Origin of the sequence: Saccharospirillum salsuginis (assembly GCF_014651855.1) — a bacterium.
GTDB classification, from domain to species: domain Bacteria; phylum Pseudomonadota; class Gammaproteobacteria; order Pseudomonadales; family Natronospirillaceae; genus Saccharospirillum; species Saccharospirillum salsuginis.
In genome coordinates this window covers 1-15,456 of record NZ_BMXR01000010.1, presented here as the reverse complement: position 1 = coordinate 15,456, position 15,456 = coordinate 1, and the positions used below count along the sequence as shown (strand labels likewise).

Annotated in this window: 9 protein-coding genes; 7 read left to right on the top strand and 2 right to left on the bottom strand. The window is 61.0% G+C overall.

Annotated features, from left to right (window positions below):
- The first annotated feature begins 488 nt into the window (after window positions 1-488).
- The 5 genes from IE111_RS18250 to IE111_RS18230 all read left to right on the top strand — a co-directional run bounded on the left by IE111_RS18250 (window position 489) and on the right by IE111_RS18230 (window position 8,615).
- Window positions 489-1,943, top strand: a complete 1,455-nt coding sequence (locus IE111_RS18250) for an ATPase domain-containing protein (protein ID WP_189611447.1) — start codon at window positions 489-491, stop codon at window positions 1,941-1,943.
- The gene (locus IE111_RS18245) at window positions 1,940-4,249 is read left to right on the top strand and encodes a putative bifunctional diguanylate cyclase/phosphodiesterase (RefSeq protein WP_189611446.1); all 2,310 of its coding nucleotides are present in this window, start codon (window positions 1,940-1,942) and stop codon (window positions 4,247-4,249) included. Before IE111_RS18250 ends, IE111_RS18245 begins: the two co-directional genes overlap by 4 nt.
- A gap of 413 nt (window positions 4,250-4,662) precedes the next feature.
- Entirely contained in the window at window positions 4,663-5,070 is a 408-nt protein-coding gene (locus tag IE111_RS18240; RefSeq protein WP_189611444.1) for a helix-turn-helix domain-containing protein, read from the top strand.
- Window positions 5,071-5,181: 111 nt separating this feature from the next.
- Window positions 5,182-6,852 carry an ABC transporter ATP-binding protein gene (locus tag IE111_RS18235; protein WP_189611442.1) on the top strand — a complete coding sequence of 557 codons (1,671 nt, stop codon included), beginning with the start codon at window positions 5,182-5,184 and terminating at the stop codon, window positions 6,850-6,852.
- On the top strand, window positions 6,849-8,615 hold the full coding sequence (locus IE111_RS18230; protein WP_189611439.1) for an ABC transporter ATP-binding protein: 1,767 nt from the start codon (window positions 6,849-6,851) through the stop codon (window positions 8,613-8,615). The genes IE111_RS18235 and IE111_RS18230 overlap by 4 nt, the downstream gene beginning before the upstream one ends.
- Here IE111_RS18230 and ftsH read toward each other — a convergent pair.
- Both ftsH and IE111_RS18220 read right to left on the bottom strand, forming a co-directional pair.
- On the bottom strand, window positions 8,612-10,534 hold the full coding sequence (ftsH, locus tag IE111_RS18225) for an ATP-dependent zinc metalloprotease FtsH (RefSeq protein WP_189611437.1): 1,923 nt from the start codon (window positions 10,532-10,534) through the stop codon (window positions 8,612-8,614). The two genes, IE111_RS18230 and ftsH, sit on opposite strands and share 4 nt — an antisense overlap.
- A 159-nt stretch (window positions 10,535-10,693) precedes the next feature.
- Window positions 10,694-12,622: a glycerophosphodiester phosphodiesterase family protein gene (locus IE111_RS18220; protein WP_189611434.1), complete on the bottom strand. Its 1,929-nt coding sequence runs from the start codon at window positions 12,620-12,622 to the stop codon at window positions 10,694-10,696.
- A gap of 241 nt (window positions 12,623-12,863) precedes the next feature.
- Here IE111_RS18220 and IE111_RS18215 point away from each other — a divergent pair, with 241 nt between their 5' ends.
- Window positions 12,864-13,994, top strand: coding sequence for a DUF8173 domain-containing protein (locus IE111_RS18215; RefSeq protein WP_189611432.1), 1,131 nt, complete (start codon window positions 12,864-12,866; stop codon window positions 13,992-13,994).
- A gap of 126 nt (window positions 13,995-14,120) precedes the next feature.
- Complete coding sequence (locus IE111_RS18210; protein WP_189611429.1) at window positions 14,121-15,338, top strand: phosphoribosyltransferase family protein; 1,218 nt, start codon at window positions 14,121-14,123, stop codon at window positions 15,336-15,338.
- Window positions 15,339-15,456 lie beyond the last annotated feature (118 nt).

The following is a 15,456-nucleotide window of genomic DNA, read 5'->3' as shown; positions in this document are numbered from 1 at the left end:
GTAGCAGCCGAAGCCAGGGTTGTGGTCAGGCCGGCGATCAAGCTGATCACGCCGGCGCGTCTGGCGTGTGTTGGCATAATGCTTTCCTTCTTGTTTTTGTAGGGTTGGCTTCTTCTTATACATAATGAAAGCGCTTACATACCTTAAAGAAAGCTGTTTAAAAAACAAGCATTGGACATCGGAAATGTGACATACCGCCGTGTTTCGGGTCGACCCGGTCGATGCCGGTGGACGCTCCGTTCCTGGAGCTGGCCGAATTTAAAGGGCGTGTTGAATCAGGAGAAAAAGGCGAGTCTTGCCGACATTCACCGACATTGAATGACGTTGGGCGAAACCTTGGTCTGGTGCTTCGGCGATGGGTTGCAGGTTTTCCATAATTTGTCTTATATGGAAAAACAAATTGATATATTTTCCTTACATGAAAGCTATTGAAGTTAATGGCTTGCGATTTCACATGGATGTTCACCTTTCCTGCACGAGGTCACGTTATGACACCTACCCGAGATAATCGATTATCCACCGGGGTAAAAGGACTCGACAAAATCCTGAATGGGGGCCTGTTGCCACATCGATCCTATTTGATGCGTGGCGGACCCGGCTCCGGCAAGACGACTTTGGGGCTGCATTTTCTGATCGAAGGCGACGCGGGTAGCAGTCTGTTTGTGACTCTGGGCGAATCCGAAGCGCAATTGCGTGACGATGCCGAGCGCGCCGGACTGCCTATGGATAGCGTCGAAGTACTGGAATTGACGCCCGGCCAGGACGAGGACGAAGGCTCGACCAGCCTGCTGGAGAGTTGGGACATAGCGGGGAACTCCATTCACGAGACGATTCTGAATCATGTGCGTGAGCACAAGCCGGAACGTGTCCTGATCGATTCGCTCAGTCAGCTGCGCTACGTGACGATGGACGCCTATCAGTTTCGCAAACAGGTGTTGTCCCTGCTGCGTGGTCTGACCGCCGAGAAGGCCACGGTGATGTTCACCTCGGAAACCGTGCCGGGTGAGGACGATGAAGCTCTGGCGTTTCTCAGCGATGGCGTTATTAGCCTGGAACACACGGAAAACGGACGCTTGTGCCGAATCAACAAGCTGCGAGGGTCCGGCTTCGCCGACGGCATGCACTACTATCAATTGGGGCACGGTGGCATGACCCTGTATCCGCGCCTGGTGCCGGATGACCACGGTCGCATGGCCGAGCTGCGACAGCTGAGTACGGGCATTCGTGAGCTGGATGAACTGACGCACGGCGGGCTCGAAAGCGGCACCGTGACGTTGTTCTCCGGTCCGAGCGGTGTCGGTAAAACCACACTGGGTGCCCAACTGATGACGGAAGCCGCCCGACGCGGTGAACGGTCCGTGATCTACAGTTTCGACGAAGGTGCCTCCACTTTTTACACGCGTTGCAAGGCCATCAACCTGCCTGTTAAACAGATGGTGGATGACGGATATTTGCATTTCGAAGCCGTTGAACCGCTGCACTACAACCCCGATCAGTTCGCCGCCGTCGTCAGAGCGGAAGTCGAGGAGCGCGGAACCAGTCTGGTGATGATCGACAGCCTGTCCGGTTATCACCAGTCGGTGCGAGGCCAGGATCTGGCGGAACGGGTACACGCCCTGTGTCGCTATCTGGTCAATATGGGCGCCACGGTATTGCTGGTCAACGAGGTGTATGCGATCACCGGCAACCAGACCCGCGTCACCGAGCATGGGCTCAGTTATCTGGCCGACAACATTCTCCTGTTGCGCTACATGGAGATGGACGGTGAATTGCGCAAGACAATCGGCATTCTGAAGAAACGTGCCGGCAACTTCGAAAAGTCGATTCGGGAATTCGAAATCGCCGGGTCCGGCATCATGGTGGGACCCCCGTTACGTGGCATGAGAGGCATCCTCAGCGGCGTGCCGGAGACGGTGAAAGATGGGGGCGGAGAGTCACTATGACGGTCAACCGGTTACCGACGCGCGGTCCGCCCGGCATCACGGTGATGCTGGAAAACGAGGCCAACGCGAAACTGTTGTCCAGAATGATGGAGGGCTCGTTCGAGTTGAGTCCCTCGCTTCCGGACCCGGACGACGATGTCTACCCGGCGAGACTGCCGGAACTCATTTTGATCGATGTCGCCTCATTGAGACGCGAGAAAGAACGCATACTTCGGCTGCGTCAACTGGCCGGTGTCATGGCTCTGCCGGTCCTGTTGGTGACGGACCGTCGCAGCACGCCACGAACCGAGGCCACCCGGGAACTGGGAGAGAGCGTCGACGATATCCTGAATGTCCCGACCACACGACTGGAACTGAAAACCCGTATCGATAACCTGCGTCGATTGCGCGAACTCTCACTCGAGCAGATCGAAAACCAGCGTCAGTTGAAAGGCGTCGTCAGTTCATTGCGGACCCTCAACGCCTGTGACCGGGTCATCGTCCGATCGACCAGCGAACAGGAATTGTTGCGTTCCCTGTGTCGAACCATCGTCGAAGAGGACGGTTTCAGTCTCGCCTGGATCGGCTTTGCCACTCATGCGGAGCACAAATCGGTGGCGATCCACGCCTGCGCCGGACCCGCGGCGGCGTTCGTGCCGGAAATGACATTGGGGCTGGGGAACGATCCGAATTACGAAAGCCTTGCCCTCAAGGCGATCATGACCGGCCGGCCGCACAGCCTGCGCGACATCGCCCGCGATCTGGGGCCGTCCTACATTCGCGATCGGGCCTTGTTCCATCGCCTGGCGTCGGTCATCGCCCTGCCGCTGATCACCGAAACGGAACCGCACGGCTGCCTGACCATCTACTCGGACAAGCCCAACCGGTTCGGCTACGAGGAACGCCAGTTATTCGAGCGTCTGGCCGACAACCTGACCTATGGTGTGAATAACCTCAGGGTGAAACGCGAACGGGAAGCCCAGGCCTCGGAAATTCACTACCTGGCCTACACCGATGCCTTGACCGGGCTGCCCAATCGACGTCATCTGATCCATTATCTGAACAACCTGCTGGCCCGAAACGACACACAGGCGACCGAGTGCGCTGTTTTGTTCATCGACCTGGACGGCTTCAAGCTGATCAACGATGCCCTAGGACATGACGTCGGCGACCGGGTGTTGCGGCAGATTGGTCGGCGCCTGCAAAACGCCGTGCGTGATCAGGATCTGGTGGTCCGCCAGGGCGGTGACGAATTCCTGGTGGTCATGAACGACGACCCGCGCTCCGGCGAATCAAACAGCACCGAGCAAATCGCCGCCAATGCCCGGGATCTGGCGAAACGTATCATCGACCATTTGAGCGAGCCGCTGGTGGCCGGCAACTACCCCTATCGGTTGAAGGCGAGTGTGGGGATCAGCCTGTGCCCCGATCATGGCAAAACCGGTCTGGCGCTGATTGAAAACGCCGATAAGGCCATGTACGAGGCCAAGCGCCGGGGCGGCGGACAAGGTTGTCTGTTCACGCCGGACCTGGCGACCAGTCGTCACCGGCGTCTGTCGCTGGAGAGCCAGCTTCGCCAGGCCCTGGCGGACGATGAATTCGAACTGCATTACCAACCGATTTTCGAGCTGAGCACCTGCCGCATTGTGGCCGCCGAGGCTTTGATTCGGTGGCGTCAACCCGATGGGGATCTGGTCATGCCCGGCTCCTTCATGCCCCTGGCGGAGGAGATCGGTCTGATCAAACCGATAGGCGATTGGGTGCTGGATACCGCCGCACGCCAGTTACGAACCTGGCACGACGCGGGATATTCCCTCGCCATGGCGGTGAACGTCAGCGTCAATCAACTCTATCCCGATGCGGACGCAGAACATTTCGCCGCCCTGGTTCGACCGCACGTCGACCCCTTGTGGGTTCATCTCGAAGTGACCGAAAACGCTCTGATGCACGACCCGATAGCGATCGAGGCGCTGCTCACCGACCTGAACGCCAAGGGATTCCAACTCGCCATCGACGACTTCGGTACCGGCTACTCGTCATTGAACCGTCTGCAGCATCTGTCGATCCAGTCGCTGAAGATCGATCGCAGCTTCATCAGCGAGTTGGGTACCGACAACCACAAGGGCGCTTCCCTGGTGCCGATCATCCAGCAGATGGCCAGTCAACTGAATTTGCTGACGATCGCCGAGGGTATCGAGACCGACGAGCAACGCCGTCTGCTGTTGAAAACCGCGACGCCGGCCGCCTGGGGGCAGGGTTTCTGGTTCAGCAAAGGGGTGCCACCGGCCGAGATGGAGGAGCTGTTGCGGAAAGAGCCCGTTGAATGAGGGTAATTGCTCGAATCCTCGGTGAGGCCGCCTGTACCTCAACGGTTTATTTGTGAAATTTATTTGAAAGCCAATGGCTCTTCGGCTTCGGAGAGCCTACTTTTTTGCCCTCCTTTGTCACTTCGACAGCCTTCCGAGTCTTGATGATTTCCCCTTGAATAGGGTTCAATTAATCCATACCGAACGTTTCGTCGTATATTGTCCTGTGTGGATAATTAATTCTCAATATAGGATAAATAGAGACTTTTCTGGTTTTTAGCCACATGATGACGCTCAATTCATCCAGTCTTGCAAAGAAATGTAATCTGAAACAGTGGTACATAATCGGGTTGGTGTACTTTTCTATAGGGAAGGCATCACCATTCCAGTTTGATGAGTTTTATTCATAGATTAGGAATATCTGGTATAGTCTGATGAGTGAGCCGGTAAACGGATCGATAGACATCGGCGCCCGATTGCGGTCGTTGCGGAAAAGTCGGGCGGTGACGCTATCCGAGGTCGCTCAACAGTCCGGATTGTCAATCAGTTACATCTCCAAGATCGAGCGGGACCAGGTGAAGCCGAGCTTCGATGTCCTGCATCGCATCGTTGAAGTCCTGGGGCTCACCCTGGGCGATGTGGTCAACCATTCCCTGCCGTCACCCGACGACCCGTCCGCCTCCGAGTTCGACCGGCAGGCGGCGGCGTTGCAACATGCGTTCTCCTCGTTGTTGGAATCGGACCGGGAGCTTCTGCTGGATTTCGTGGACTTTCTGAAAGACCGCGCTCAGAAAAGACGGCTTGAGGAGGTGAACGGATCCGAACGTCTTCAGGACGATTGAGCCGGCGTCGAATACATTGTCGGCGGGCTCCGGTAAACTCAGTGGTTCCCGATAAAGTGTAACCCTATGGATCGGGTCTTATAGATTACCAAGGAGCCATTCGACCGGATCATGTCCCACGGCATCATTCCCACCCCGCACCGCATTCAACGTTATCCGACCCGCTTTCCCGACCCCGTCACCGGCTGGCGCCTGCTGCGCTGGTTGCTCTCCACCCATCGTCGCATCATCCCCCTCGGCATGCTGGCCGGTATCGGCTGGATGCTGTCCCAGGCCCTTATCCCGCTGGTGTTGGGTCGGGCGGTCGATGAGGGCATCGCGCCGGGGGATCTGGCGCGGCTGTCGTTCTGGCTGGTGGCCGTGCTGGTGCTGGCGGTGTCCGAATCCGTATTCGGAATCGTGCGGCACTGGATGGCGGTGCGGCTCTTTTCCGATTCTACACGCATCGTGACCGAAACCTTCAGTGGTCGCCTGTTTCGAGAAGACAGCGCTCTGGCCGAGGTTCGCACGCCCGGTCAGATCCTGAACCATCTGGATTTCGACGCCAAAAGCATGGGCATCGCCATGGATGTGACCCTGCGCGGTACGGCCTCGGTGGTCACCTTTGTGACGGTGGCCGTGCTGTTGTTTGCCATGTCCGTCCCGCTGGGGTTGATCGTGATACTGGGGTTGCCGCCGATCGTGCTCATGATGGTGCCGCTGTGGCGTCCGCTGGAACAGCGCGCGACGCGTGAACAATGGCGCATGGCCTCGATGACCAGTCTGGCTACGGATTTGTTGGGCGGCTTGCGTATTCTCAAAGGCTTCGGTGGCGAGCGAACCGCACTGGCGCGCTATCGGGAGCGTGCCGGAGCGGTGCGTTCCGCCGCGGTCGAAGTCGCCCGACTCGACGCCGGCTGGGACGTATTCCGGGTCGTGGTTCCCGGGCTGTTGCTGTTCGCCGTGGTCTGGACCGGCGGCTATCTGGTGTTGGCGGGGCAACTCAGTCCCGGTGAACTGGTGACGGCGTTCGGCTTTGCCGGTTATCTGGTGGTGCCGGTCGCGACCTTCGGTGAAGTCGGCAACAAATGGGCCCGCGCCCTGGCGGCCGCGAATCGTGTCGCGCAGACGTTGTCGACCGACTGTGCCGTGAAACCGGCGGATCCGGTCGATGTCGGCTTCGATGTCGACGACTTGAAAGACCGTCAGGTAGGCGTTGTCCTGGCGGACGGCGAACGAAAAGCCAATTACCTCGACGGCCTGGTACACGCCTTCACTGAATGCTTATCCGCCAATGGCCGAGTATTGGTCGAGCGGGATGCCTTTCTGTTCAGCGGCACTGTGCACAGCAACCTGACGGAGGCCCGGCCGTCCGCGAGTCGGGATGATTGCCTTCGCGCGTTGACCAGCGTCGCCGCCGATGATCTGGTCGATCGTCCCGGGCTCGATGAAGCGGTGACCGGCCAGGGGCGCTCTCTGTCCGGCGGTCAGCGGCAACGGCTGGCTCTGGCCCGTAGCCTGGTGGCCGACCCGGAGGTATTGATTCTGGATGAACCGACCAGCGCGCTCGACCCCTATACCGAAGCCCTGTTCGCCGAGCGTTTCCCCGCGGCGCGAAGCGGACGAACCACCGTGATCTTCACCCACAGCGTGCAATTGCTGGGTATTCTGGATTGTGTGGTGTTTGTGTCCGACGACGGTGAGGTGCATCGGGGCTCGCACCGGGAACTGGCCGGGCGGTTGCCCGGTTACCGGGCCGCGCTGTCGATCGATGCCCCGGTCGACGCCGGAGGTGTCTCATGACGGTCGCCCGGGAATCCACACAGGAGGCACGTATCCCGATCGCGGATGGCCGGGAGGTTCGTCGATCCATCCGCCCGATGATCGGGGCCGATCTTCCGGCCCTGGTCCGGGCCTCGCTGATCCTGGTCGTGGCCACGGGCATCGGCCTGCTGGGCCCGATCGTGCTCGGACGCATCATCGACCTGACCACGAGCGGGCGCGCCGACTTGTTGCTGCCGCACGCCGTGGCGTTCTTTGCTGTGGTTCTGGTCGGCGCCGGGCTGACCGGGGTCGGGCAGGTGAAACTGTCACAGGTGGGGGAGGTTATCCTGGAGCGCCTGCGCAACGGCCTGCTTGGCCAGGCCCTGTCGGTACCGCTGACCCGATTGGAACGCGCCGGGGTGGGCGATCTGGTCAGTCGCATGACATCGGACATCAACTCGCTGACCCGTGTGATCCGCAACGCCTTGCCCGAATGCGCCCTGGCGGCGCTGGAGATCGGCCTTCTGTTCATCGGCCTGTTGTTGATCTCGCCCTGGTTCGCCCTGGCCCTGTTGGTCGGCATGGTGCCGGTCGTGCTCGGGGGCCGCTGGTATTTGCGTCACGCACCGCCGCGCTATGACGAGGAGCGACGACGCGTCGGTACCCTGATGGGTCGCGTCCAGGAATTCGCCACCGGCTGGCGAACGGTGCGGGCCTATGGGTTCCGGGAGGAGGCCAACGCATCGGTCCAGGCTGGGGCCGACGGCATTTATGACGCCGTTATGGCGGCTACCCGGGCGCGCAATGCGTTGCGACCGGCCGTGATCGCCGGGCAGACCCTGGCGCTGATCGGTACCCTGATGATCGGAACCGTTCTGGTCGAGGATGGGTCGCTCACACTCGGTCTGGTGACGGCGGCCGCGCTCTATCAACTGCGGTTGATCAAGCCCGTCAGCGTCTTGCTCGAGTTGATGGACGATCTGCAATCGGCGTCGGCTTCCTATCGTCGGGTGCTGGGCGTGCGTTCCGTCGCCCGTGCACCGCGACCCGCCGAGGCATGCCCGAAGGACGCCAGCCTCGACATCCGATCGCTGAACTTTCGCTTCCACGAGCAGGATCCCAGAGTTCTGTCCGATATCGATCTGTCCGTCGCGCCTGGCGAACACCTGGCCGTCGTCGGCCCCAGCGGTGCCGGTAAAACCACGCTGGGCAAGCTGATTGCCGGTATGGAAGTACCGACCTCGGGCAGCCTTCTTCTCGGCGGGACAGCGCTCGATGCGCTGGGAGACAGCCTGCCGCAGCAGGTGGTGATGTTGACGCAGGAAGCCCATGTCTTTTCCGGCACCCTGGCCGAGGATTTACGCCTGGCCCGGCCCGATGCCGACGACCCGGCGTTGTGGCGGGTGCTCGAACAGGTCGGAGCGGCCGCCTGGGTGCGGGCGTTGCCGGCGGAACTGGATGAACCCGTCGGTTCCGGCCATCGCCGGCTGACGCCGGTGCAGGAGCAACAGATCGCGCTCGCGCGGCTGTTGTTGCTGGACCCGAAGGTGGTCGTGCTGGACGAAGCCATAGCGGCGATGGGCCCGTCGGTGGCCAGCCGTATGGAGTCACGGCTGGATGCCGCACTGCGTGGCCGCACCGTCATCGCCATCACGCACCGCTTGGACGCCGCCGCCCGAGCCGACCGGATCGCGGTCATCGTCGACGGCCGGCTGAGGGAGCTGGGTCGGCACGACGAACTGATCGGTTCAGACGGGCTTTATGCCCGGCTTTGGGCGCGCCATGAGAGTGTATCTGGCTAGGCGGCCTGCTCAAGGATCCGTTCCACGTCCGAGGCTTCCAGTGTTTCCTGCTTTTCCAGGGCTTCGGCCAACGCTTTCAGTTTATGCTCGTTGCGTTTCAGCAAGTCTCGGGCTTCGGCTTCGATGTCCTTGAGCAGCGTCTCGATCTCCTGGTCGATCAGCGTGGCCGTGGCTTCGCTGTGTTCCCGGCCTTTGGCCATTTCCTTGCCCAGGAAGACGTGGTCTTCGCTCTCGGCGAAGGCCGCCGGGCCGATGCGTTCGCTCATGCCCCAGCGCGCCACCATGCGCCGGGCCAGATCCGTGGCCTGTTTCAGGTCGTTCTCGGCGCCGGTGCTGACTTCCCCGAATTCGATCGATTCCGCCAGACGGCCGCCGAACATGACGGCGATGCGATCGCGCAGATAGGCCTCGCCGAAGTTGTAGCGGTCTTCCCGGGGCACCTGGGCGGTGACACCCAGGGTGTGGGTGCGCGGTATCACGGTGACCTTCTCGACCGGGTCCGCGTTCGGCAGCAGATAGGCCAGCAAGGCATGGCCGCTTTCGTGGTAGGACACAATGTGACGTTCCCGATCGCTGAGTACGGTATCGCGGGCCTGACCCAGCATCAGCCGGTCGCGCGCCTGAGTGAAGCAGGACCAGTCGACCCTGTCCTGGTTGTTGCGACCGGCCATCAGTGCCGCCTCGTTGACCAGATTGGCCAGGTCGGCGCCGGAAAAACCGGTGGTGATCTCCGCCAGGTGGTGCAGTTCGACGTCGTCCGCCAGCGGGATCTTTTTCGTGTGGACGCCCAGGATCGCCTCGCGCGCCTTGCGGTCCGGCCGGTCCATGGTGATCTTGCGGTCGAAGCGGCCGGGGCGCAGCAGTGCCGGGTCCAGCACGTCCGGCCGGTTGGTCGCGGCGAGGACCACCACCGGTTCCTGGGAGTCGAAGCCGTCCATCTGTGACAGGATCTGGTTCAGTGTCTGTTCGCGTTCGTCGTGGCCGCCGCCCATGCCGGCACCACGGGTCCGGCCGATGGCGTCCAGTTCGTCGATGAAGATGACCGCGGGCGCGTTTTCCCGCGCTTCCTTGAACATGTCGCGCACACGCGAGGCCCCCACGCCGACGAACATCTCGATGAACTCCGAACCGCTGATGCTGTAGAACGGCACGTTGGCTTCACCGGCGACGGCACGTGCCATCAGGGTTTTACCGGTGCCCGGCGGCCCCATGAGCAGCATGCCGCGCGGAATATCGGCACCGAGGCGCTGGAAATGCTCCGGATCTTTCAGGAATTCGATCACTTCGGTGATTTCCTGTTTGGCGCTGTCGGCGCCGGCCACCTGATCGAGGCGAACATCGCTGTCCTCCTTGCGGACCTTCCTGGCCTTGTATCGCCCGAAGTTGAACAGGCCGCCCTGACCGGACATGGCGCGTTGCGCCATCCGGTTCCAGAGCCAGAACAACAGGCCCAGAATCAGGATCCAGGGCAGAGCCCGAACCAGAATCTGCAGCCACCAGGCTGGCTCGGTCGGTTGGGCGACGATGGTGACGTCTTGCTGTTCCAGACGTTCCAACAGGCGGGCGTCTTCGACATCCGGCCGCAGCGTCGTGAAGGACGGGGTAACGTTGTCGCCGCGCGCCTGGACGCCGGCCTCGGTGAACCGGCCCTCGATGTCCTGACCACGCAGCGTGACTTCGGCGACCTGGCCACTGTCGACGGCCTGAAGAAATTCGGAGTATTGAAGTTGAGTGGTGTTTTGCTGATCGTCCGCGCCGAGGTAGTAGAACACCAGTAACAGCCCCAGGGCGAGCCAGACAAACAGGGCCCCTTGCTGAATGCTCTTCTGGTAGGAACGGTCGGGATCGCGCTTGCGTTCCTGGAATGGGTCCTGGCCTTCCCGGCCATGCGGCTCGGGGTGTTCATCGCGCCGTTTCATAGACTCTCCAACAGCTTGGGCCACCTCTGGGGGGTGGCTCGGGGCAGTGTGTCGTCCAGAACAGTGCAGGGTGGGCCCCGGGAAAACCCGGAGCCTGGCCTGTGACGGGGGCTATTCGACGCCCCTGATTCAATTACCTAGGGGCGCGGGCCGGAACATTCAACCCAAAGCCGCGGTGGTGCGGGGGTTATCAGGTTGGGACAGGCCGAGACGGACGAACAGGATGGGCGCGATGCCAACGACCCAGGCACCGACCAGGGCATAGCGCAGATAGCGCAGGGTCAGGTCGAGTGGCGCTTCACCTCCGGGAAACACGGCACCCAGCCCGAGCCAGAACGCCAGAACTCCGGCAAAACCGATGCCCAGGCGGGCCAGTCGGTGTGTCCATGAACCGGCCGTAGTAAAGCCGCCGACCGACTGCAGCAGCACCAGTCCCACGCCGAGACCGGCCAGGGTGCCGGCCGGTGACACGGTGTGGCTGAGCGCGACAACGATCTCAGGGTCGGGTAAACCCGGCCAGAGTGGCGACCAACCCTGGAGTCGACCGACAAGCAGGGCCGCGGCCGCGATCAGCGCCCAGGAGACCGTCACCGTGGTCAGGATGCGCTGCGCGGGAGACTGGCGCGACCACCAGGCTTCGATCCGGGGCGAGAGCAGCACGAAGCCCAGCACCAGCAAGGCGCCGATCGCCCAGCCGGACAGGATGTCCTCGAGAAAATGGGCTCCCAGGTGGATGCGGGACCAGCCGATGAGGCCGATCAAACCGACCAGCGGTAAGGCCAGCCACCAGCGCCGCAAAAGCACGGCCGTGGTGCCCCAGATGGCCGCCGCGTTCTGGGAATGACCGGACGGGACGCCGAAGCTGGATTCGTGCACCAGGCCCAGTTCCGGCTTCAGGAACAGGGGCCTCGGTGTGGCCAAAACCAGTTTCAGAACGCTGTTGAGACCGGCGGTCAACAGCAGCATGAGGCCGATGCGAATGCCCAGGTGCCGGCTGAAGGTCCAGTACAGGATCGGGAAGGCGATCAGATAAAACTCCTCGTCGCCGAGGAAGGTAACCGCCTGCATCAGCGGGGTCAGCCAGCCCTGGTCCTCTTGCAGGTGCTCGGCACGCGCCAGTTGATCGTCGTAGTGCGCCAGCACATCGGGTCCGCGTACGGCCAGCCGGGAGGCTTCGCGTTCGGCGATGACCGCCCGGGCCCGGTCGGGGTAGTCGGTGATCAGGCCGTCCACACCGGCATCCAGCAAGGCGTGCATGAGGTCCGGATCGTTGATGGTCCAGACCTGGACATCCAGCCCGAGACGATGCGCGGCGCGAACAAACCCCGGTGTCGGTACGGTCATGTCTTCCAGGGTGATCGGACCCAGCTTAAGCGTGTGGGTGGCCGGAACCTGCAGCAGGTCCCCCGGCGGTTGCCACCAGGGGTGAATACCGAGTAACTGGCGGATGAAGAAATCGGTGCTTTCGGACTCCGGCATATTGGTGCGCACGGTCGGCAGCTGTTCCCGAACCGGCTGCAGGAAGGCCTCGCTGAACGAGGCCAGTACGACATCGTCTTCGCGCTCGAAAGCCTTCACCAGATCGATCACCGGCTGGATGATGTCCGTCCCGCCCTCGGTCTTAAGCTCGATGATCATCGGGGTATCCGGATACCGTTCGAAGACTTCGGCCAGGGTCGGAATCGCCACGCCCCGTCCGCGATAGGGGAAGCCACCGCTGTCGTCTTCGAAGGCCCAGCCGGCATCCAGGGCTTTCAATTCGGCCAGCGTGGTCTCCGCGATCGCGCCGGTGCCGTCGGTGGTTCTGTCCAGGGTGTCGTCGTGAATCACTACAAGGTGGTCGTCGGCCGTTTGTTGTACGTCCATTTCGAGCACGGTCGCGCCTTGGTTCAACGCCAGGTCGAACGCGGCCAGTGTGTTGGCCGGGGCGTGTCCCTGGGCTCCGCCGTGGGCAATGATATCGACGGTGTCGTCGGGCGACTCCGGCGCCGGTGCCTGTCGGAAGCACGCGACGATGATGGCGAGGAACAGGGTGGCCAGGATGAGCCAGCGCGCGCTGACGCCGCCGGGCAGGGAAGGGTGCTTCATGCGGATGAGTCCTTGGTTTTTTCGGCCATCAGAGCAAAGCCCCGGCATCGGGTCAACGGCGACCGGGCGAGTTGAGAATTCGGCTCACAAATCCGCTGTTCGCGTCCATCGGTCACGGCTTAGACCTTCACCGTTGTCGGCCATCGTTTCAACGGCTACTGTTGAGCAAGGTCAAAACCCGGTCATGCAGCCGGTATAGAGTAGGCTGCAAACCGATTCGCAGAAGAACAAGGAGAGCCGAATGAAACCATCATTGATGCCTGTCTGGGTGGCGTTGTTGGGGATGCTGGCCCTGGGCACGGGGTACGCGGCCTACAACGTGGGTGAAACCGTCACCATCGATACGCCACAGTCGGAAGATCTGTACCTCACGGGGGAAACCATCAGCGTACAAGCGCCGGTCGATGCGGACCTGGTCGCCGCCGGCCGCGACATCGCCATCCTGGCCCCGGTCGGCGAGGACCTGATGGCCGCCGGCGAGACGATCCGGCTCGAAGCACCGGTGGGCGACGATGTGCGCATGGCCGGACGCAGGCTCGCGGTGAACGAAACCATCGGTGGCCACTGGATCGGCGCGGGTGAATCGGTGCGTCTCGGTGCCAACGGTCGAATCACCGACTGGGCCTGGCTCGCCGGGCGCGACATCAACATTCAGGGGCGCATCGGCCCCGACTCCCGTCTGGCGGGCCAGACCATCACCATCTCGGGGCAGGTCGACGGCGACCTGACGCTCTATGCGAGCCGGGTGGTGCTGACATCCACAGCCACCATCGATGGCAATGTGGAGCTGCACATCGCCGATCCCGAGCGTTTCGACAACCGGGCCAACGTCTCCGGAGACATCTCGCTGCTTCCGGTCGAGGAAACCGAACGGGAAGGCCCGGGACCCGACTGGGGTGTGGGCGGCGGTGTTTTCGGAATACTGCTGACGATCGTCACCTCCATCGTCCTCTACCTGATGTTCCCGGGTTATCTCGTCGGCGCGGCCGAACAGTTGCGCGCATCGCCGTTCAAGAGCCTGGGCCTGGCGATTGTGATCCTGATCGGGATTCCGATCCTGATCGTGGCGCTGTTTTTCACCGGACTGGGCGCCGTTCTCGCACTGACGCTGTTGGCCGGTTATCTGATCCTGTTGCTGATCGGCGGCATCACCGGCCAGGTCTTTCTCGCCGCCCAGGGGTTGAAAGCCTCGGGACGGGGGGAGACCGCCGGACGCTGGTTGTCGGTGCTGGCCATCGTGTTGGCGATCGCGTTGATCAACATCGTGCAGCTGATTCCGTTCGTCGGCGCCCTGTTGACCTTCCTGTTGTTCCTGCTGGGACTTGGCGCGGCCATGATGCATCTGTGGCAGCGGTATCGGGGCGTTTACTGAGGTTCTTCCGGCGTTTGATTCCGGACGCCCGATACCGTCATTGCGACCCGACCCTATCGAAAGGTGCCGGCTCCGTTTACACTGTCGCCAAAAAACGGCCCGCACCTTCACGAGATAGGAATTGACATGACTTTCCCGACCGATCAGTCAAAGAATGTCGTTGTGGTCAGCAACGTCGCCGATAACCCCTTCGCCATTGACATCGCCTACGCCATGGGGCAACTCGAAGACATTGCCGACCTGATCAGCATGAAGCAATTCATGAACTCCGAGTTTTGCCCGCGCTTCATCTCCGACGAACACGACATGGACAACATCGGTCATACTCTGGAAGGCAAGTCCGTTGTCATTGTCAGTACCAGCAGCCATCTGAAGAGCCGTCAGGAATTGGCGATGGCGAATCTGATCATTGCCCGCGCAGCCAAGGAAAACGGCGCCGTGAAAGTGGTGCTGGTCGAACCCGATCTGTTTTACAGTGCTCAGGACCGGGGCCCGCGACGCGACCTGGGCGAAACCACCTTCGAGCGCGACATCAAGGACATCAAGAAGTTCGATGGGCAGCCGTTCACCGCCAAGCTTTATGCGCAGATGTTGAAGCTGTCGGGCGTGGATTCGGTGGTCACCGTTCACAATCACTCCTATTCGGTGCAGAAAATATTCTCCGATGTCTTCGATGGCAATTTCCATAACCTTATTCCTTTCGAGATTTACGCCCACTACATTCTGAATTCCGACATCCTGGAATACGGAGACCAGGGCGAAGGACTGGTGTTGTGCGCGCCGGACAAAGGCGCCCGTGAATTCGTCAAAGCCATGTACGATGAACTCGGCCTGACCAAAGCCAAGATCATCATGCTTGATAAAGAACGTACCGATGAACGCAAGGTGGAAATCACCCTGCATAAGGAAAGCGAACACACCTTCGACGGACTGGACGGCGCCAGTGTGATTCTGTTCGACGACATGGTACGCACCGGTGGAACTGTGGTGAAATCCTGTCAGTTCCTGCGACAGATCAATCCAAAACGACTGGTCTTCGGCGTCTCCCATTTTTACGCCAGCGATGAAGGCCGCGAACGCATGGCCCACCCCGCCATCGATGAAATTCTCACCCTCAATACCCTGCCCACCATCTTGAACCGTGACGAACAAGGCCGACTGCGCAAAAAGCTGGTTGTGTTGAAAATCGAGAAATGGCTGGCGCAGGAATTGTGCAACATCCTCGATCTGCCACACGGTCAGGAACGTCATGCGTACAAGATCGATATGTCGTCCAAAAACCCCCGGTTCAAGCGCAAGATCTGGACGAGTGAAGAGCTGAAGGAACTGAACGGTAAGGTGTAATTTTTTTCCTGTAGGGTGGGCAGTGAGGCTGTGAGAGTATTTTTTTGCCGGCATCACATTGGTTTTAGGCTCGTTCATGCTGGTTAGAATGCCCTCCGGCACCCGCAATTGGTATTTC